A 19,980-nucleotide genomic window follows, 5' to 3' on the forward strand; every position below is an offset into this window, starting at 1 on the left:
ATGGAAATTGCAATTACATACATAATTATAGGTATATACAGTTTAGCTCTTCTACTGATTTTCTTCTACAGTTTAGCTCAACTTAACTTACTTGTTAATTATTTGGGTTATAAAAGAAGAAACAAAGAAGCCCCTAAATACAACCTTTTAGACGCTAAAGAAGTTCCTTATGTAACAATACAACTTCCTATTTACAATGAAGAATACGTTGTAGAAAGATTGTTAGAAAACATTGCTAAAATTGAATACCCTAGTAACAAATTAGAAATTCAAGTTTTAGATGATTCTACAGATGACTCTGTAATTGAAACAGCTAGACAAATTGAAGCTTTACAAGAAACAGGTCTAGATATACAACATATTAGAAGAACAAACAGGCAAGGCTACAAGGCCGGAGCCCTAAAAGAAGGTTTAATATCTGCAAAAGGTGATTTTATTGCCATTTTTGATGCCGATTTTTTACCTGACTCAGATTGGTTAAAGAAAACAGTTATTTACTTTAAAGACGAAGAAATAGGTGTTGTTCAAACCAGATGGGGACACATTAACAGAGATTATTCTGTTTTAACAAGAATACAAGCTTTTGCTTTAGATGCACACTTTACATTAGAACAAGTTGGGCGTAACGCAAAAGGACATTTTATAAATTTTAACGGTACAGCAGGTATATGGAGAAAAACCTGTATTATAGATGCTGGTAACTGGGAAGGCGACACTTTAACTGAAGATTTAGATTTAAGTTACCGTGCACAATTAAAAAATTGGAAGTTTAAATATTTAGAAGACGTAGAAACACCTGCAGAATTACCTGTTGTTATTTCTGCTGCTCGTTCTCAGCAATTTAGATGGAACAAAGGTGGTGCAGAAAACTTTAGAAAATCTGTGGTTAGCGTTGTTTCTGCTAAAAACATCTCTTTTAAAACTAAGTTTCACGGAGTAATGCACCTTTTAAATAGTTCTATGTTTTTGTGCGTATTTTTAGTAGCACTTTTAAGCATACCTATGTTATACATTAAAAGTAGAAACGAATCTTTAGGTTGGGTTTTTGAAGTAACTAGTTTCTTTATTTTAAGTACAGTTATACTATTTGTATGCTACTGGTTTACTTTTAAAAGTATACAAGGTAGTAGCCTTAGTAAGTTTATAGACTATATAAGACTTTTCTTTACATTCTTTTCTATTGCTCTAGGTTTTTCTTTACACAATACACTTGCTGTTTTAGAAGGTCACAGAGGAAAAAGAAGCGAATTTGTACGTACTCCTAAATTTAATATCAATAATATTTCTGATAGTTGGAAAGGGAACAAATACCTTGCTAAAAAATTATCTCCAAATATGATTATAGAATTTGGACTAATGTTATATTTCTTATTTGGTATGTACTCTGCAATTCCTTTAAACGATTTTGGTCTTTTTCCATTCCATTTTATGTTGTTTTTAGGCTTTGGTTACGTTTTCTTTAACTCGCTTACAGCTAAAGCTTAGAAATATTATTCTACAGTATAATAAGTTTAATCATCTTTGTATGAATAAATTTGAATTTCATATTTCTCCTGAAATAATTAATCAGATAAAAGTTGGCATTGAAAGATACGAATCACTTGAAAAAAAAGATGCTTTTATAAAGCTAGCCAATTTTGGTTGGTATATTAATGGAAAAATGTCTTTGGTGCAAGCATCTTATTTAATGGAGTTAGCCCATAAAGAGAGAGTATCAGACATCAATAAATATCTAACTAACTATTATAAAGAAGAATTATCAGAAAGAGTATATTCATTTGATAGATCTCAATCTAAGCGTTCTTTAATAATAAAAGAGGCTATTAATTGTCATTTTTCAGGTAAATATTATGCATCTGTATCTTTGTTTTTATCACAGGCAGATGGTATATGTAATAAACTTTTATTTAAAACAAAGGATAAAAAAAGAGAACTTAAACGACTAGTAAAAGGAGAAATAAAAAATGATTTTTTTCTTAAAATACTTAATTCAGTTCTAAGGGAGAATAAAATTGATGAATATTTTTCTGATGATTTTGAAACCTCAACTGGTTTAAATCGGCACGCTGTTTTACATGGGTACGACACCGAATATGGCACAGAATTAAACAGTTTAAAATCTTTCTCTTTGCTACTTCTTGTGTATGATTTTTTTTATTTACCAAATAAAAAATTGTAAATAGCCTGATTTATATATGCAATAAATTTTGGCCACAGACCTATCTTATTATCAAACTATTACTTAAATTTATCTATAACTATTGTTCTGTTAGGAAACGCTAGTTTTTGTGACTATTGTTTTTATACATCATATTTCTAACACCAATAATTAGAAAAAAAGAATTGTATAATTTTTAGTACTTTAGAGCAGTTAATGTAAATTATAATTTTTGTAATGCAAGTAAAAATTTTATCATATTATAGGTTACACAAAATACCTATATTATTACTACTTGCTAGCTTACTATTTTACTACACTTTTGCTTACCATTTGGTACGCACAGATTTTCCTAAGTTAATTACATTAGCTGCAGCACTATTCTTTTTATGCTACAAGCTTATTCAGTTTGAAAAATGGAACTTAAAACTATTATTCACTGCTGGTGTTTTATTTAGACTTGTGTTTTTGTTTGTAGAGCCAATGCTTTCTCAGGATTTTCATAGGTTTATTTGGGATGGAGAATTAGTATTACAAGGTTTAAACCCTTATTTACAAACTCCAAACACCATTGTAGAGCTAGGAAAAATTAGCATAGATAATGCTGCTCACCTGTATACTAGTATGGGAGAAATTAGTGCTAAAAATTTTAGTAACTACCCTCCTTTAAATCAGTTTATATTTGCCTTAGCTGCATTTTTTAGTGATAAAAGTATGCTTGGAGGCATACTAACAATGCGTATTATTATTATACTTGCAGATATTGGCATTCTATATTTTGGCCGCAAATTACTAGCAAAGCTAAACTTATCATCACATTTACTATTTTGGTATTTTTTAAACCCGCTAGTTATTATAGAGCTTACCGGAAATCTTCATTTTGAAGGTGTAATGCTTTTCTTTTTTATATGGAGTATGTACTTGCTTGCTCAAAAAAAGTATTTGTTAGCTGCGCCAATTTTAGCACTTTCAATAGCCATAAAGTTGGTTCCTCTTATTTTTCTACCTCTTTTTATAAGACATCTAGGTTTAAAAAAAGCAATTCCGTTTTATACTATTATTGGTGTTACAGTTCTTGCTCTTTTAATCCCTTTTTATTCATCAGAATTTATAAATAATTACACCACAACTATAGGACTTTGGTTTAGTAATTTTGAGTTTAATGCTAGCATCTATAATGTTATTAAAAAAGTTGCCGAAATTAATGGTAATAAAGACTGGGAAACGATAAAGGCTTTTGGTAAAATCTCTCCCTACATAACTATTATTATGGTCTTGCTTTTTTCATTTATAAAAAACAATAAAACCATTACCAGCTTATTTACTAGTATGCTTTGGGTACTAACTATTTACTATTTTATATCTACTACAGTACACCCTTGGTACATTATATTTTTAATATTACTTAGTGTATTTACTAAGTTTAGATTTGCTATTATATGGTCCGCAGCTGTTTTCTTAAGCTATTGGGCATATGCAAACCCAGATTTTAAAGAGCATTTAGGAGTACTCGCAATTGAGTATATTGCAATATTTGGTGTTATTATTTACGAAATACTTAAGTTAAAAAGACAAAACTTATTATATTCAAAAAAAGAAACTTCTAAATTAGGCTAGCTCAATTTAATTTGTACATTTGATCTTGTAATGAACAAGAACACAAACATATTATTTATTAGCAGGGTTTCTACACCCTTAGCTACGCTTGTTCCTACACGCCGCCGCCCGTAAGGGTATTACTTCTATATAGGAATTAGGTGAGTCCAATTCCGTTTTTCAAGACATAAAATTTTACAATACTAACATAAAAGCAACATTCAATGAGAATTGTAATTGCTAATGCATCGCATATTAAATATGCGCAAATAATTTCTGATACAATAACAGATTCTGCCAAAGTACGCGGTACTGGTATTGCCAAACGTACGCCAGAATATATTTTAAAAAGGCTACAAAATGGTAATGCTGTTATTGCATTAGACGGAGAAAAATTTGCAGGTTTTTGTTACATAGAGGTTTGGGGACACAATAAATTTGTTGCCAATTCTGGACTTATTGTTCATCCAGATTTTAGAAATCTTGGACTTGCAAAACAAATTAAAGAACGAATTTTTAAGCTCTCTAGAGAAAAATTTCCTGACGCAAAAATATTTGGTATTACTACAGGCTTAGCTGTTATGAAAATGAACTACGAGCTTGGTTACAAACCTGTTACATTTTCTGAACTTACAGATGACCCTGAATTTTGGAAAGGCTGCCAAACTTGTAAAAATTTTGATGTACTAACCAGAACAGAACAAAAAATGTGTTTGTGCACTGGTATGTTATACAACCCTGCTGCAAAACAAAAAGCTACCCAAAAAAAAGAGGTAGATAGCAAAGTATTTAAAAGATTAAAAAGCATAAAAGAACAATTGTTCTTAAAAAAGAAAAATAAAGATGAGTAAATTAGTTTTAGCATATAGCGGTGGTTTAGATACGTCTTACTGCGCAAAATATTTATCAAAAGACAAAGGTTTTGAAGTACACGCTGTTAGTGTAAATACTGGCGGCTTTACTAAACAAGAAATTTCTAACATTAAAAAGAAAGCCATAGAATTAGGTGCAAGCAGCTATACTTCTATAGATGCTGTGCAGACCTTTTACAGCAAAGTTGTAAAATATTTAATTTTTGGTAATGTTTTAAAAAACAACACATACCCATTGTCTGTTAGTGCAGAACGTATTGTACAAGCTATAGAAATTGTAAATCACGCTAAAAAAATAGGTGCAAAATATATTGCGCACGGTAGTACAGGTGCTGGTAATGACCAGGTTAGGTTTGATATGATTTTTCAGATAATTGCACCAGAAATAGAAATTATTACCCCTATTAGAGACAATCAATTATCTAGAGAAGTAGAAATTGTATATTTAAAGGAAAATGGTGTTGACTACCCTTGGGAAAAGGCAAAATACTCTATTAACAAAGGGCTTTGGGGAACTTCTGTTGGTGGTGATGAAACACTAACATCACATTCTCCATTGCCAGACACTGCATATCCTAGTCAGCTTACAGAAAATAACCCCTTAGACGTTAAGTTAACTTTTACTGTAGGAGAACTTACCGCTATTAATGATGAACAAGATAAGCCTATTAACAACATTACAAAGTTAAATGATGTTGCTTCTAAATTTGCTATTGGTAGAGATATACACGTTGGCGATACAATTATTGGTATTAAAGGTAGAGTTGGTTTTGAGGCAGCTGCATCATTACTAATTATAAAAGCACACCATTTGTTAGAAAAACACACACTTACAAAATGGCAACAATACCAAAAAGAACAACAAGGTAACTTTTATGGTATGTTATTACATGAGGGTAATTACCTAGATGAAGTAATGCGTAACATTGAAGCTTTTCTTAAAGACACTCAAAAAAATGTTTCCGGAGATGTATTTATCACGCTACATCCATACAGGTTTGAGCTTAATGGAATAGCATCTAAACATGATCTTATGAATGCTTCTTTTGGTAGTTATGGAGAAATGAATAAAGGATGGACAGCTGACGATGCAAAAGGGTTTATTAAAATTTTATCTAACTCTGGTAAAATATACAATCACGTAAATAAAAATTAAATAGGATGATTAACATAGGTATTATTGGTGGTTCTGGTTACACAGGTGGAGAGTTAATAAGGTTACTTTTAAATCACCCTAAAGTAAATATAGATTTTATTTACAGCACAACTAGAGCTGGTAAAAATATTACAACATCACATCCAGATTTATTAGGACAAACAGATCTTAAGTTTACTGGCGATGTAAACTTAAATATAGATCTTGTTTTTTTGTGCCTTGGTCACGGTAACTCTACCACTTTCTTAACAGAAAATTCATTTTCAAGTAACACTAAAATTATAGATTTAAGTAATGATTTTAGGCTACATAATGATGCTATTTTAAACGGGAAGGAATTTATTTACGGCCTACCAGAAACTAATAAAGACAAAATAAAAACAGCTAATTACATTGCAAATCCAGGTTGTTTTGCTACAGCAATTCAGCTTGCATTACTGCCATTGGCAAAAGCAAATATTTTGCATAATGATGTGCATATAAATGCTGTAACTGGTAGTACTGGTGCTGGTGTAAAACCAAGCGACTCTACCCATTTTAGCTGGCGTAACAATAATGTGTCTTGGTACAAACCATTTACACACCAACATTTAGGTGAAATAGGCGAAAGTTTGCAGTCTTTTAAAAATGAAATTGGCGAGCTACTATTTCTCCCACAAAGAGGAAACTTTGCCAGAGGTATTTTTGCTACTGCTTACACAAAATATAAAGGTAGTATACAAGATGCTTATGAGTTGTATACTAATTTTTATGCTAATGCAAAGTTTACAAACATATCTGACACAGAAATTCATTTAAAACAAGTAGTAAACACAAACCAATGTCACTTGCATTTACACCTACACAATGGCAATTTATTAATTACATCTGCTATAGATAATTTACTAAAAGGTGCCTCTGGACAAGCTGTACAGAATATGAATTTAATGTACGGCTTTAATGAAGATGAAGGTCTAAACTTAAAAGCATCCGCATTTTAACATCAATCTAAAAAAATAAAAACCGATATGAAATTAGCTATTATAGGTGCAGGAAACTTAGGATTATCTATTGCCAAAGGAATTTTAAATTCTAACGGTGCAACTACAATGTATTTAACAAAAAGAAGTACAGAAAGTATTGAAGAGTATAAAACTTATGGCAACGTAACTGTTACTGCAGACAATAGAGAGGCTGTAAAAAATTCTGACGTATTAATTTTTGCTGTACAGCCCAATCATTTTGAAGCTATTTTAAATGATGTTAAAGATTTGCTTACCGAAAAGCATATTGTAATATCTACCATAACCGGTTTTAGCATTGAAAAAATTGAAGCTGTGCTTGGTAAAGACACTTATATTATTAGAAGTATGCCTAACACAGCAATTTCTGTTGGGCAGTCTATGACCTGTGTTTGTAGCAATGAAATGGGTAAAAAACGTATAGAATTGGCTAAAGCTATTTTTAACAGAATGGGACATTCTTTAGAAATTCCTGAAAGTCAAATGCAAGCTGCAACTGTTATTTGTGCAAGCGGAATAGCTTTTTGGATGCGACTAATACGTGCTACTACACAAGGAGCAATACAACTAGGTTTTGATGCTAAAGAAGCGCAAGAATTGGCAATGCATACGTGTAACGGTGCCGCTAGTTTATTAATAGAATCTGGCAATCATCCAGAGCAAGAAATAGACCGTGTAACAACACCTATGGGTTGCACTATTAAAGGTTTAAATGAGATGGAGCATCAAGGATTAAGTTCTTCTTTAATTAGAGGAATTGTGGCTTCGTTTGATAAAATAAGTGAGTTTAAAGTAAAAAATTAAGTATGAATTTATTTGATGTATACCCTTTATATAATGTTACTCCTGTTTCTGCAAAAGGCAGTCAGGTTATAGATGATAAAGGTCAGGAATATTTAGATTTTTACGGTGGTCACGCGGTTATTTCTATAGGACATTCTCATCCGCATTACGTACGCAGAATTAAAGAGCAATTAGATAAAATTGCCTTTTACAGCAATGCTGTGCAAAACCCATTACAAGGAGAGTTGGCAGAGAAATTAGTGCAATTATCTAATTGTGCAGACTACAATTTATTTTTATGTAATTCTGGTGCAGAGGCTAATGAAAACGCATTAAAATTGGCATCATTCTATACCAACAAATCTAGAGTTATTGCTTTTAATAACGGATTTCATGGTAGAACATCTGCTGCTGTTGCTGCCACAGACAATGCTGCTATAAATGCACCTATAAACAAACAACAGAAAGTAACTTTTTTAGCATTTAATGATATTGAATCTTTTACTACTGAAATTGAAAAAGATGATGTTTGTGCTGTTATTTTAGAGGCAGTACAAGGCGTTGGTGGTTTAGATGAGCCTACTACAGAATTTTATCAAAATATAGAAGCATTATGTAAAAAACACAATGTTGTTTTAATTGCAGATGAAGTACAATCTGGCTACGGAAGAACTGGCGAGTTTTTTGCTTATCAGCATCATAATATAAAACCAGATATTGTAACAATTGCCAAAGGTATGGGTAATGGTTTTCCTGTGGGCGGTGTTCTAATTCAAGAAAAAATAAAAGCATCATACGGTTTATTGGGAACTACTTTTGGTGGTAATCATTTGGCCTGTGCAGCATCACTAGCTGTTTTAGAAGTTATAGAGCAAGAAGATTTACTACGCAATGCTGCTAAAATGAATGCTTACTTTTTGAAAAAAGCAGCTACCGTACCCCAAATAAAAAAAGTAAAAGGTCGCGGATTAATGTTGGGGCTTCTGTTTGATTTTGAAGTTAGCGAACTTAGAAAAAAAATGATATACAATCAGTTTGTATTTACTGGCGGAGCTAAAGATAAAACCTTATTACGTATTCTGCCTGCGCTAAACATAACCACAGCTTTAATAGATGTGTTTTTTGATGCTTTACAAGCCGAATTAAATAAATTATAATGAAAAATTACGTTTCCATAACAGATATAGATTCTCTTCCCAATTGGGTTGATGAAGCCATAGAATTAAAGAAAAACCCTAAAAAACATAAAAACTTAGGGGAAGACAAAACCATTGTATTATTATTTTTTAATAACAGTTTAAGAACACGGTTAAGCACACAAAAGGCTGCCCAGAACTTAGGTATGGAGGTTATTGTAATGAATTTTGGCTCTGAAGGTTGGACACTAGAATTTACAGATGGTACTGTAATGGACCAAGGTAAATCTGAACACGTAAAAGAAGCTGCACAGGTAGTTTCTCAGTACTGTGATGTTATTGGTATTAGAGCCTTTGCAAATTTACAAGATAAAGAAGAAGATGAGTCAGAATTGGTTATTAACGGATTTATAAAACACGCCACAGTTCCTATTTTAAATATGGAAAGTTCTGTTGGCCACCCGTTACAAGCATTGGCAGACGCTATTACTTTGGCAGAAAACAACACAAAACCTAAACCAAAAGTTGTACTTTCTTGGGCTCCACATCCTAAAGCTTTACCGCACGCAGTAGCCAATTCTTTTGTAGAAATGATGCATTTACAAGATGCTGACTTTGTAATTACACACCCAAAAGGATACGAGTTAAATACTAATGTTACTAAAGGTGCTACTATAGAATATGACCAAGAAAAGGCTTTAGAAAATGCTGATTTTGTGTACGTTAAAAACTGGAGCAGCTACCAAGATTATGGTAAAACTATAAATCAAGATAAAAACTGGACAATTACTTTAAAAAAATTAGGAGCTGCTAAATTTATGCACTGCTTGCCTGTACGCAGAAATGTAATTGTAGAAGATGCTGTTTTAGACAGCAACCAATCTTTAGTAATAGAACAGGCCAATAACAGAACTTTTGCTGCACAAATAGCACTAAAAAAAATATTAGAAAACCAGTAACTATGGCACAAAAATTATCCATTGTAAAAATTGGCGGTAACGTAATAGAGAACAAAGAAGAACTAAGTAAGTTTTTAATTGCTTTTTCTAAAATTGAAGGCCTAAAAATATTAGTTCACGGTGGCGGAAAATTAGCTACAGAACTCGGTAAAAAACTAGGTATAGAATCTACACTTATAAACGGAAGACGTATTACAGACGCACAAAGTTTAGAGTTAATTACAATGGTATATGGTGGTTTGGCTAATAAAAACATTGTGTCTAAATTACAAAGTATAAATTGTAACGCTATAGGATTAAGCGGTGCAGATGCTAATGTTATACAAGCAGTAAAAAGACCAGTAAAAGACATAGATTATGGCTTTGCAGGTGATATTGTAACTGTTAATAGCAACGCTATTAATACTATGCTACAAAACAAATGGACTCCTGTTTTTTGTGCACTTACACATAATAAATCTGGTCAATTATTAAATACCAATGCAGATACTATTGCTTCAGAAATTGCAATTGCAATGAGTAGCTTATATGATACTACCTTGTATTATTGCTTTGAGAAAAAAGGTGTTTTACTAGACGTAACTAATAATAACTCTGTAGTAAAACAATTAAATACAGATACTTACAAAGAACTTTTAGATAGTAAGATAATTGCAGATGGTATGCTCCCAAAACTTGAGAACTGCTTTAATGCATTGCACAAAAAAGTAACTACGGTCTGCATAGGAGATGTTTCTATGTTAAATAAAAATGAAACGCTTTACACCACTATAACATTATAAAATGGAACAAAAACAGCTTACAGAAAAGGCTATAGATTTATTAAAAGAACTAATATCTATACAATCGTTCTCTTCTGAAGAAGACAAAACTGCAGATGCAATAGAAAACTGGTTTACAAGTTTTAATATTCCGTTTACTAGAGACAATAACAATGTTTATGCAAAAAATAAATATTGGGATAATAGCAAACCAACTCTGCTTTTAAACTCGCATCATGACACTGTAAAACCAAACTCTGCTTACACCAAAGATCCATTTAATCCGCATATAGAAGACGGAAAATTATACGGCTTAGGTAGTAATGATGCTGGCGGTTGTTTGGTGTCTTTATTGGCTACATTTGTTCACTACTACAACGCAGAGAACTTAAACCACAACATACTTATGGTTGCATCTATGGAAGAGGAATCTGCCGGACCAAATAGCTTAAGAGGTTTACTACCTAAACTACCAAAAATAGATGTTGCTATTGTAGGTGAACCTACTTTAATGCAGTTGGCTATTGCAGAAAAAGGACTTGTTGTTTTTGACGCAGAAGTAAAAGGAACACCATCTCATGCAGCGCACCCTAATAATGATAATTCTATTTACAACACTATAAAGGTGTTAGAGTGGTTTAAAAATTATACTTTTTCTAAAGTTTCTGATGTTTTAGGCGAAGTAAAACTTACGGTAACACAAATTAATGCTGGCAAGCAACATAATGTAGTACCTGCTAAAGTAGACTTGGTTATAGATGTTAGGGTTAATGATAAATATACAAATAAAGAGGTTGCAGAAATGCTACAAAAAGAAGCTCCCTGCAAAATTACTCCGCGTAGTTTAAAATTAAATTCATCAGCTATAGATATTAGCCACCCATTAGTGCAATCTGGCATTGCATTAGGAAGAGAAACTTATGGTTCACCAACACTATCAGACCAAGCGGCACTTACGTGTCAATCTTTAAAATTAGGTCCAGGTGACAGCACTAGATCACATTCTGCAGATGAATTTATTTATGTAAATGAAATTGAAGAAGGTATAGATTTATATATTAAAATATTAAACGGGTTTCTGTAATAAGCAATCAACTATAAAAACAAAAAGATTATGAAACTTTGGGATAAAGGATTTAGTACCGATAAAAAAATAGATCACTTTACTGTTGGTAACGATAGAGAATTAGATTTGCTACTTGCTAAATACGATGTTATAGCGTCTAAAGCTCATGCAAAAATGCTTGGCAAAATAGGGCTTATTACAGCACAAGAAGCAGAAAGTTTGGTAAAAGAGCTTAATGAAATTGCAAAAACTATAGAAAAAGGAACTTTTGTTATTGAAGATTCTTTTGAGGATATGCACTCTAAAATAGAGTTTATACTAACCGAAAAACTAGGAGATACTGGCAAAAAAATACATACAGCACGTTCTAGAAACGATCAGGTTTTAGTGGCTATGCATTTGTATTTAAAAGATGAATTACAAGAAATTAAGAGCGAAGTAAAAGTTTTATTTGACCTGCTTTTAAACCTTGCCGAAAAATATAAAGGTGTACTATTACCTGGTTATACGCATTTGCAAATTGCTATGCCATCTTCCTTTGGACTCTGGTTCTCTGCCTATGCAGAGAGTTTAATAGATGATTTATATTTTGTTGATGCTGCATACAAAATAGCAGATCAAAATCCGCTTGGTAGTGCTGCTGGTTACGGAAGTTCTTTTCCTATAGACAGAGATTTTACTACTAAAGAAATGGACTTTGCTACACAAAAATACAATGTTGTTGCTGCACAAATGAGCCGTGGTAAAGTAGAAAAAGCTACTGCTTTTGGCATTAGCAATGTAGCCGCTACCCTATCTAAAATGGCAATGGATATTTGTTTGTATATGAGTCAGAATTTTAATTTTATTTCTTTTCCAGATGAACTTACAACGGGTTCTAGCATTATGCCACATAAGAAAAACCCAGATGTTTTTGAGTTAATACGTGGTAAATGCAACAAACTACAAGCTATACCAAACCAGTTAATTTTAATAACTAACAACCTACCTAGTGGCTACCACAGAGATTTACAATTGGTAAAAGAAGTTATTATACCTGCCATACAAGATATTAAAGCTTGTTTAGAAATACTGACTTTTAGCTTAAAAGAAGTACGTGTAAATGAAGCCATTTTAGATGACCCTAAATATGATTATTTATTTAGCGTAGACACCTTAAACGAGTTGGTTTTAAGCGGAATACCATTTAGAGATGCTTATAAAAAAATGGGCATAGAAATTAATGAAGGTACTTTTTCTCCTAAAAAAGATATTAAACACACACACCAAGGCAGCTTGGGTAATTTATGCTTGCAAGAAATTAGAAATAAATTAATTGATTAAATTTTACACCTTTTCCCCTAAACAAAAATAAAACCCCTGATCTCAGGGGTTTTATTTTGGCTATAAGTCAGCTATTAAAAATATTTTTCTCTAACTAATTTTACATCAAACTAAAAATGTAAAATATGAAAGCTATTCTTGTTTATATTATTCTTGCAGTTGTTTTGGTATTAAGTGTCTGTTAAATATTAGAAATAAAAAAAGCCGTGCTTTTAAAAACACGGCTTTTTTTATTAATTAACCATTCCTAGGTTAACAACTTCTTGTTTTGTTAAGTAACGCCAGTGTCCGCGTGGTAAATCTTTTTTAGTTAAACCACCGTAAATTACTCTGTCTAATTTAGCAACTTCATAACCTAGGTGTTCAAAAATTTTAGTAACAATATTACTTCTACTACTAAAAAGTTCAATACCAACTTGGTTCTTAGGTGCGTTATCTACATAACTAATATCGTGTACATTTACTACTTTTTCATCAATAGCAATACCGTCTTGAATCTTTTTTAAATCTGCAGCACTTAATGCTTTAGATAATTCTACATGATAAATTTTACGTAAACCATTTTTAGGGTTAACTAAACGTCTTGTTAGCTCCATATCATTAGTAAACAACAATAACCCTGTAGATGCTTTTGCCATTTTATCTACTGGCAATAACGTAGCTTTAGATGCATTAGAAATTAAACCAGCAACGTTTCTTTTCCCTTGCTCGTTTCTTACCATTGTACTAAAGTCTTTTGGTTTGTTTAATAAAACGTATTCTCTTTTTTCCGGGTTTAAGTGCCTACCGTCAAACTTAACAACGTCTGATAGTTTTACTTTATATCCCATTTCTGATACTACTTTACCATTTACGGTAACACTACCAGCAGCAATAAAAACATCTGCTTCTCTTCTAGAACATACTCCAGAATTAGCAACATATTTATTTAATCTTATAGAATCTGGATTAAATGGCTTTGGAGTATTTTTTGGTTTTGGAGCACCTGAACCAGTAAAATTCCTCTTTCTTGTTCCTCCATTATCCTTTCCTGAAGATTTTCTGTCCTTATTATAGTCAGATTTACTCATTGTATTATATTTTTTGCAAAGGTAGCAAAGGAATTTGAATAACTATATAATAGTTTAACTAATTAATCTTTAAACGTAACAGTGCTTTGTTGTTCTCTATTTACTTGTAAATTAGTAACATCTGAGTTGGAATACAATTTTAGTTTACTCAATTTTACAACGCTCCTACTACACTTTAGTTAAGCTAATTTATTCTTCTTTTTCAAAAATATACAATGTGTTATCTCCGCTAAGTTGATATAGTTTATTATTGGCTAGTTGAGGAATGTCAGTTTTTATCCAATCTCCTTCAAACCTATAGTGCCAATCTATTTTTAGTGTTTTTTTATTAAATGCAACAATACATTGCGGTATATAGTCTAAACCTAACTTTAAACGGTTCATTTCTGCTATAGTATAAATGTGAGTTTCATCTTCTGCGTAGCCAGTACTCCATCTAAAACCAGAAAAGACGTGCTCTTCTAAAGTATTTTTTAATGACTGATAATCTGCTTTGCCCGTAACTAAATCTATTGTTACTAAATAAGCACCTGCTAAGTGGTATAGGTACGATTTAGAGATATCTAACTGAAAACCATCAGTAGAAGGTATTTTATGTTGCAAACGCCCTTGAAAAGCAGAACTTCCATAACCAGGCAATGCTTGCCATTTTCTATTTAGTTCACCTGTGTTACTATTAATATCTAAAACCAATTGTCCAGAACACGCAACTAATATAGAGTTCTGCCAAGCTCCTATAAACTTATGAACTTCATAATTTTGCATCTTACCGTTTCTGTCTTGATATTGCGCTAAATCTTCTAAATTATATTGCCATTTAAGTTTGGCTTTTAGAATAGAAATTGAATTAATTTGAATTTTATCTTTTTTATAAAAAAGAGTGTTTTTCTTAATTAAGAATCCAAATAATCTTTCATTAAGAATTTTCTTAAATTTATTATTCTTAATATCTAATAGTTCTGTACCAACTCTATTTAAATGTTCTACTAATAACTCATTTTTACATATTTTTTTTAGAATAAATACATCTTTTAAAAAAAGTACATTTTTATCTATTAAAAAAGAACTGCCCTCTATATCAGAAATAAATAGAGAATTGTTGTCTGAATTTATTTTCTGTAAATGAATATTCGATTTTATAACTGATATACCCTTATTATTAAATACTTCAAAATCTGAATTCCACCAAACTTCATTTTCTTTTAAAGCGTATCCTCTAACGTTTTTCTTTTTGTCTATTGTATTAAATTTCATTATTCAGTTTTTATCATTGAATTTAATATTTCATCGATTTTAGAATCTGTTAAATCAGAAATTCTTCGAACACTTAAAAATTCCTTTAATTCGTCATTCATATTATTAAAAATCTGTGTCTTAGTTAGTCCTTTTGAAGCATCTGTGTTTTGAAATGCTTTTTTCCAAAGTTCTTTTAAATTATTTTTATTGGCCCCGCTAGCGCAAGCATCTTGCTTGTGCCGTTAAACAAACTAAAAGTTTTACTAATAATCATATATCAATATTTAAAATGGTTTGGTCATCTTGGTAATTTCTAGCGCTACTATATTTCCAATCAACAGGATTAGTTACAAAACCAGATTCTACAGGGTTGTTGTGGATATAATCTATTTTTTGTTGAATAACTTTTGTGCTCCATAATTCTATTGGTTTGTTATGTTGTTGCCAGAATTGCATTTTAGATACATTGCTTTTATTTTTGCTAGCTCTTTCTAACATCCAAAGCAACCATTCTTTTCTACTTTCTTGTGGGTTATCTTGAATTGTTTTAATTAATTTTCTAGCCGTAAAACCTTTAAAATCCCTAAGAAGCCCAGAAGGATCTTCTTCATTTGATCTAAAAATTAAGTGAATATGGCTAGGCATAAAACAATAAGCAAATACCCATTCCTTTTTCTTTTCTACAATAATTTATACTTTCTTCTAATACATTAAAATAAGTTTGTCTTGTAAATACATCTATCCAATAAACAGTAGCAAAACTTACAAAGTAAGCTGCTGTTGGATTATTAAATTTGTATTTTCTGCTCATTTTACTTTTATATTGTTTTGTTGCTCTGCTTACTTGTTACGTTACGAGCGTGACGCTCGCGCTAGCGGGGGCTAATAGTTTTTATTGGATTTTAAACGGTTGTAAACCTCTTCAAAGACAATAGGTATATTTTTATAATGTTCATACCCTTTTTCTTTTGATAGCTCAATATAGTCAGTGAAAAAAGATTTTTCTTTATCACAAATCTCTTCAAACAAAGGATTACCTACAAGCTTAGCTATTATTACTCTTCTAAATAAAATCCCATTTGAATTTACGTTATAACTATCGAGGTATCCTAATTCAATGGATGAATTAAGTTGTTTATCTAAACTTTCTAAAGAACGATAGTCCTCTAATTTAGGTAATAATTCTTTTTCAATAATAAACTCTATTACCTTTTTAAATTGCTCTATTCCAGTTTTACTAATATCAAAACTGAGCCATCCTGTTTCTTTAGTATTATTCGGAAATCTATCTTTTATTTTTAGTTTATCATAACTTACAGAATAGGTTGGAGGGATTTTTTTCTCAAAAAACTTTTGATAGTTTTTATCTTCTAATACAGGGTTAACTAAACCTTTAAAATCATTCCATATATTTTCAATTTCTAATACAGAACAAGAAGCATTTAATGTTATTTCAAACTGATTATCATAAACACCCATTGTTACAACTTGTGAAAGACTTAAAGAATCAATATATTCATCTGATTTCTTATAATTAGTTCCTCCAACTTTGCCATCAATAGTTTTTTCATTATAAAAATTATAATAACTACATATGTTTTTGAAAGTCTCGGTAATTACCTCTTCTAATTCTTCTTTTTTCATCTACTTACTTAAATTTCATTTCTAATGTTACCTTATCTACTGTAAATTTCTTTACTTCATTAATAATAAAATTTTGGTTACTAGGAATTATTTCCTGCCCAGAAACTCTATCAATTATTGCTTGACGACTTTTTTCAATAACAGTAGATGGTAAATTGTTAGTGATGGCCTTTTGGGCATCTGTAAAACCAACATCTTCAATATACTTTATTTCAAGATAAACAACATCTGATCTTACGACACTACCAATTTGTTTATTTCCAAAAAGTAATAAATCAGGTTTTGGGTTTTTCCCTAAAGTACTAACGTGTGGTTCAATAACTAATTTATATCCTTTAGACTTTAGGTCCCCGCTAGCGCAAGCATTTTGCTTGTGCCGTTAAACAAATATTTAAACTAAAAAATTAATCTTTAAACATAACAGTGCTTTGTCGTTCTCTATTTACTTGTAAATTAGTAACATCTGGTCTTGAGTAATGCCCAACGGGATCAAAGTTTTGTCGTTCTTCATACACCCTATTAAAGTCTATTTTTTGGCAGATTACTCCTTCTTTGTGCAAAATAGGTGCTACTACCCACTCGCCATCTGGACCAGCAATACAAGAGCCTCCATTTGCTAAAACATCTGGAGCATTTTCTAAAATTTTACTTAAGTGTGGTGTACTTTTAGGAAAATCTTCTTTTCTCATTAAAGATGATACAGAAATAACAAAACTTCTAGATTCACGTGCTATAAACCTTGTAATGTCTTTGGTATTGTAATCACTACCTGGCCAAACTGCTATGTGCAAATTCTCTCCTAAACCATACAATGCTGCTCTTGGTAAAGGCATCCAGTTTTCCCAGCAATTTAAGCCGCCTACTGTAAAATCTTTTAAAGGGTGTACTTGCAAACCGTTGCCATCTCCCGGCGCCCAAGTTAAGCGCTCATCATACGTTGGTTGTAATTTTCTGTGTACAGATTTTATTTCACCTTTTTCATTTATGTATACCAAAGAACAATAAATACTGTGTCCTCCTCTGTCTTTAGCACGTTCCATAATACCCAAATAAATAGCCATTTTATGAGTTTTAGCTAATGCGCATATGCTGTTTAACTCTCCTGCCTCTACTTGTATAGAATTACGAACGTAATGTGCGTGTATTTCTTTATTTACTTTTAAATCCCATGAAGCACCATTGGTGTGCGCCAACCAAAAAGGGTAACCAGGTAACAATGCTTCTCCAAAAACTAAAAGTTCTGTTTTTTGTTCTGCGGCTGCAACAATTGTATGTTCAATTTTTTTTAATGTAGCTTCTTTGTCTAGCCAAACCGGAGAAATTTGAGCCAAACCAACTTTTAAAATGTTGTTCATTATAAAATTCTGTTTAGGACGAGATTTATATCGACCAACAAAATACTAAAAACACCGCTTATAATTACAAACTTTAAGATATTATGTAATGTATTGTATTGCTTTTTAGTGTCTGATTTCCATAGAAATATTAAAAAAATAACTAATAGTAAAACCGCCAATTTAAAGTAGTAGTGCATATGGCCAACATCAAAATTATAAATAAGTAATAATGATGGTACAAGACTAGATACTATAAGAATAGTAATTGCTATTTTAGAGGTTTTTGCACCGTAAATCACAGGAATTGTTTTGTAATTTTGAGCTAAATCTCCTGCTATGTTTTCTAAATCTTTTATCATTTCACGTGCTAAAATGAGTAAAAACAAGAAAATTGCGTGTACAAAAATTACTGTTTCAAAGTTTTTATAATACACAAAAACCACAAAAAAAGGTGTTATAGCTAATGTTGCAGACACAAAGTTACCTAAAAATGGTATCTTTTTTAATTTGTGTGAATAGTACCAGATTCCAAAAATATAAGACGAGAAAAAAAGTACAGCTTTAAATGATACGTAACTGGCAAAAAACACAGCCAAAAAGTTAAGTACAAAATAGGTTGTTAACTTGGTACGCTGACTCACCAACCTGTCTAACATTGTTTTTTTAGGTTTGTTGATAAGGTCTTTCTCCGAGTCGTAAAAATTATTAATAATGTAGCCCGATGCAATAACCATTGCTGATACAAGTACTATTATAAATAAATTAAGATCAAAAACTACTCTACGCAATGGTAAGTTTGGCGCCAGTATGTAAATTGATGCCAAATATTGAGCCAGAGCAATTACTAAAATATTGTAACCTCTAACCACAGAAAACAGACTTAAGAACTTTAAAACAAGGTGTTTGTTCTTTCTGTTAAGCATAAAGTAAAAATGAAAATTTTAGAAATTATAAACTACCTCTAAGTTATAATCTTTAAGTTCTTTACGTGCACTATCTATATCCTCTGTAAAACCTAAGATATAACCGCCGCCGCCAGAACCACAAAGTTTTAAGTAGTATTTGTTAGTGTCTATACCGTGTTTCCATAGTTTATGAAACTGAGACGGAATCATTGGTTTAAAATGATCTAACACTACGTGAGATAGTTGTTTTATATTACCAAACAAAGATTTTACGTTACCGCTAATAAAATCTTCAACACAAGCATCTGTATGTTTTATAAACTGGTCTTTAAGCATATGCCTAAAACCATCTTCTTTCATACGCTCCATAAAAAGCTGCACCATTGGCGCAGTTTCGCCAATTATACCACTATCTAACAAAAATACAGCTCCTGTACCTTGGTTATTTTGAGACGGTATACTTGTAGACTCTATATTATCTTTAGAGTTTATTAAAATTGGTAAACTTAAATAACTATTTAAAGGATCTAAACCAGAAGATTTACCGTGAAAAAAAGATTCCATTTTACCAAAAATCCCTTTAAGCGTAAGCAATTTATCTTTAGTTAAATTCTCTAGAACAGTAATTTTATTGTGTGCGTATTTATGGTAAACAGCAGCAACAAGCGCGCCACTACTACCTACTCCGTACCCTTGCGGTATAGAGCTATCAAAATACATACCTTGCTCAACGTCTGCTTTTAAAGCTTCAATATCAAAAGAAAAGCTATTATCTTCTGCAGATACTTTTTCTAAATAAAGAGCAAAACGTTGTAAACTCTCGTTAGATTTTTTAGCCTCATCAGTTAATTCATCAGAAGATTTTAATGCTCCTTTAAAAAAATTATAAGGTATAGAAAGTCCTTTAGAATCTTTTATGATTCCGTACTCTCCAAATAATAGAATTTTTGAGTAAAATAAAGGTCCTTTCATTTTTA

The 19,980-nt window shown here is 31.5% G+C and carries 18 protein-coding genes and 1 pseudogene; 12 read left to right on the forward strand and 7 right to left on the reverse strand.

Annotated features, from left to right (window positions below; all coding sequences use genetic code 11):
• The 12 genes from Q4487_RS12105 (at window position 1) to argH (ending at window position 12,811) form a co-directional block, all read left to right on the forward strand.
• Entirely contained in the window at window positions 1-1,485 is a 1,485-nt protein-coding gene (locus Q4487_RS12105) for a cellulose synthase family protein (protein ID WP_100894878.1), read from the forward strand.
• Between the two features lie 40 nt (window positions 1,486-1,525).
• The gene (locus Q4487_RS12110) at window positions 1,526-2,179 is read left to right on the forward strand and encodes a hypothetical protein (RefSeq protein WP_303543049.1); all 654 of its coding nucleotides are present in this window, start codon (window positions 1,526-1,528) and stop codon (window positions 2,177-2,179) included.
• Between the two features lie 216 nt (window positions 2,180-2,395).
• Complete coding sequence (gene mptB, locus Q4487_RS12115; protein WP_303543047.1) at window positions 2,396-3,775, forward strand: polyprenol phosphomannose-dependent alpha 1,6 mannosyltransferase MptB; 1,380 nt, start codon at window positions 2,396-2,398, stop codon at window positions 3,773-3,775.
• Window positions 3,776-3,978: 203 nt separating this feature from the next.
• On the forward strand, window positions 3,979-4,605 hold the full coding sequence (locus Q4487_RS12120) for a GNAT family N-acetyltransferase (protein WP_303543045.1): 627 nt from the start codon (window positions 3,979-3,981) through the stop codon (window positions 4,603-4,605).
• Window positions 4,598-5,782 (forward strand): argininosuccinate synthase, encoded by a 1,185-nt coding sequence (locus tag Q4487_RS12125; protein WP_303543043.1) that lies wholly within the window; start codon window positions 4,598-4,600, stop codon window positions 5,780-5,782. The genes Q4487_RS12120 and Q4487_RS12125 overlap by 8 nt, the downstream gene beginning before the upstream one ends.
• Before the next feature lie 5 nt (window positions 5,783-5,787).
• Window positions 5,788-6,762, forward strand: coding sequence for an N-acetyl-gamma-glutamyl-phosphate reductase (gene argC / locus Q4487_RS12130; RefSeq protein WP_303543041.1), 975 nt, complete (start codon window positions 5,788-5,790; stop codon window positions 6,760-6,762).
• Between the two features lie 27 nt (window positions 6,763-6,789).
• Entirely contained in the window at window positions 6,790-7,587 is a 798-nt protein-coding gene (gene proC / locus Q4487_RS12135; protein WP_100894873.1) for a pyrroline-5-carboxylate reductase, read from the forward strand.
• Window positions 7,588-7,589: 2 nt separating this feature from the next.
• Complete coding sequence (locus Q4487_RS12140) at window positions 7,590-8,723, forward strand: aspartate aminotransferase family protein (protein ID WP_303543037.1); 1,134 nt, start codon at window positions 7,590-7,592, stop codon at window positions 8,721-8,723.
• Window positions 8,723-9,661, forward strand: coding sequence for an acetylornithine carbamoyltransferase (locus Q4487_RS12145; RefSeq protein WP_303543035.1), 939 nt, complete (start codon window positions 8,723-8,725; stop codon window positions 9,659-9,661). The genes Q4487_RS12140 and Q4487_RS12145 overlap by 1 nt, the downstream gene beginning before the upstream one ends.
• Window positions 9,662-9,663: 2 nt before the next feature.
• Complete coding sequence (gene argB / locus Q4487_RS12150; RefSeq protein WP_303543034.1) at window positions 9,664-10,443, forward strand: acetylglutamate kinase; 780 nt, start codon at window positions 9,664-9,666, stop codon at window positions 10,441-10,443.
• Between the two features lies 1 nt (window position 10,444).
• Window positions 10,445-11,506 carry a M20 family metallo-hydrolase gene (locus Q4487_RS12155; protein ID WP_303543032.1) on the forward strand — a complete coding sequence of 354 codons (1,062 nt, stop codon included), beginning with the start codon at window positions 10,445-10,447 and terminating at the stop codon, window positions 11,504-11,506.
• A gap of 30 nt (window positions 11,507-11,536) precedes the next feature.
• Window positions 11,537-12,811, forward strand: a complete 1,275-nt coding sequence (argH, locus tag Q4487_RS12160; protein ID WP_303543030.1) for an argininosuccinate lyase — start codon at window positions 11,537-11,539, stop codon at window positions 12,809-12,811.
• A gap of 233 nt (window positions 12,812-13,044) precedes the next feature.
• Here the strand turns inward: argH and Q4487_RS12165 are convergent, their stop codons facing one another.
• The 7 genes and pseudogenes from Q4487_RS12165 to Q4487_RS12195 form a co-directional block, all read right to left on the reverse strand.
• On the reverse strand, window positions 13,045-13,881 hold the full coding sequence (locus Q4487_RS12165) for a pseudouridine synthase (protein ID WP_100894867.1): 837 nt from the start codon (window positions 13,879-13,881) through the stop codon (window positions 13,045-13,047).
• A 189-nt stretch (window positions 13,882-14,070) separates the two neighbouring features.
• On the reverse strand, window positions 14,071-15,135 hold the full coding sequence (locus Q4487_RS12170) for a hypothetical protein (protein WP_303543027.1): 1,065 nt from the start codon (window positions 15,133-15,135) through the stop codon (window positions 14,071-14,073).
• A gap of 252 nt (window positions 15,136-15,387) precedes the next feature.
• A pseudogene (locus Q4487_RS12175) lies at window positions 15,388-15,928 on the reverse strand (transposase).
• A 71-nt stretch (window positions 15,929-15,999) separates the two neighbouring features.
• Window positions 16,000-16,761: a hypothetical protein gene (locus Q4487_RS12180; protein WP_303543025.1), complete on the reverse strand. Its 762-nt coding sequence runs from the start codon at window positions 16,759-16,761 to the stop codon at window positions 16,000-16,002.
• A gap of 404 nt (window positions 16,762-17,165) precedes the next feature.
• Complete coding sequence (locus tag Q4487_RS12185; RefSeq protein ID WP_303543024.1) at window positions 17,166-18,116, reverse strand: carbon-nitrogen hydrolase family protein; 951 nt, start codon at window positions 18,114-18,116, stop codon at window positions 17,166-17,168.
• Window positions 18,116-19,021 carry a geranylgeranylglycerol-phosphate geranylgeranyltransferase gene (locus Q4487_RS12190; RefSeq protein WP_303543022.1) on the reverse strand — a complete coding sequence of 302 codons (906 nt, stop codon included), beginning with the start codon at window positions 19,019-19,021 and terminating at the stop codon, window positions 18,116-18,118. The genes Q4487_RS12185 and Q4487_RS12190 overlap by 1 nt, the downstream gene beginning before the upstream one ends.
• Before the next feature lie 18 nt (window positions 19,022-19,039).
• Entirely contained in the window at window positions 19,040-19,975 is a 936-nt protein-coding gene (locus Q4487_RS12195; protein ID WP_303543020.1) for a mevalonate kinase, read from the reverse strand.
• Window positions 19,976-19,980 lie beyond the last annotated feature (5 nt).

It is taken from the genome of Cellulophaga sp. 3_MG-2023 (assembly GCF_030546975.1).
GTDB lineage: Bacteria > Bacteroidota > Bacteroidia > Flavobacteriales > Flavobacteriaceae > Cellulophaga.

Bases quoted from the DNA above. Each gene is read 5' to 3' on its own strand.
- Q4487_RS12105 (WP_100894878.1), top strand. From the start codon at position 1: ATGGAAATTGCAATTACATACATAATTATAGGTATATACAGTTTAGCT.
- Q4487_RS12110 (WP_303543049.1), top strand. From the start codon at position 1,526: ATGAATAAATTTGAATTTCATATTTCTCCTGAAATAATTAATCAGATA.
- mptB (WP_303543047.1), top strand. From the start codon at position 2,396: ATGCAAGTAAAAATTTTATCATATTATAGGTTACACAAAATACCTATA.
- Q4487_RS12120 (WP_303543045.1), top strand. From the start codon at position 3,979: ATGAGAATTGTAATTGCTAATGCATCGCATATTAAATATGCGCAAATA.
- Q4487_RS12125 (WP_303543043.1), top strand. From the start codon at position 4,598: ATGAGTAAATTAGTTTTAGCATATAGCGGTGGTTTAGATACGTCTTAC.
- argC (WP_303543041.1), top strand. From the start codon at position 5,788: ATGATTAACATAGGTATTATTGGTGGTTCTGGTTACACAGGTGGAGAG.
- proC (WP_100894873.1), top strand. From the start codon at position 6,790: ATGAAATTAGCTATTATAGGTGCAGGAAACTTAGGATTATCTATTGCC.
- Q4487_RS12140 (WP_303543037.1), top strand. From the start codon at position 7,590: ATGAATTTATTTGATGTATACCCTTTATATAATGTTACTCCTGTTTCT.
- Q4487_RS12145 (WP_303543035.1), top strand. From the start codon at position 8,723: ATGAAAAATTACGTTTCCATAACAGATATAGATTCTCTTCCCAATTGG.
- argB (WP_303543034.1), top strand. From the start codon at position 9,664: ATGGCACAAAAATTATCCATTGTAAAAATTGGCGGTAACGTAATAGAG.
- Q4487_RS12155 (WP_303543032.1), top strand. From the start codon at position 10,445: ATGGAACAAAAACAGCTTACAGAAAAGGCTATAGATTTATTAAAAGAA.
- argH (WP_303543030.1), top strand. From the start codon at position 11,537: ATGAAACTTTGGGATAAAGGATTTAGTACCGATAAAAAAATAGATCAC.
- Q4487_RS12165 (WP_100894867.1), bottom strand. From the start codon at position 13,881: ATGAGTAAATCTGACTATAATAAGGACAGAAAATCTTCAGGAAAGGAT.
- Q4487_RS12170 (WP_303543027.1), bottom strand. From the start codon at position 15,135: ATGAAATTTAATACAATAGACAAAAAGAAAAACGTTAGAGGATACGCT.
- Q4487_RS12180 (WP_303543025.1), bottom strand. From the start codon at position 16,761: ATGAAAAAAGAAGAATTAGAAGAGGTAATTACCGAGACTTTCAAAAAC.
- Q4487_RS12185 (WP_303543024.1), bottom strand. From the start codon at position 18,116: ATGAACAACATTTTAAAAGTTGGTTTGGCTCAAATTTCTCCGGTTTGG.
- Q4487_RS12190 (WP_303543022.1), bottom strand. From the start codon at position 19,021: ATGCTTAACAGAAAGAACAAACACCTTGTTTTAAAGTTCTTAAGTCTG.
- Q4487_RS12195 (WP_303543020.1), bottom strand. From the start codon at position 19,975: ATGAAAGGACCTTTATTTTACTCAAAAATTCTATTATTTGGAGAGTAC.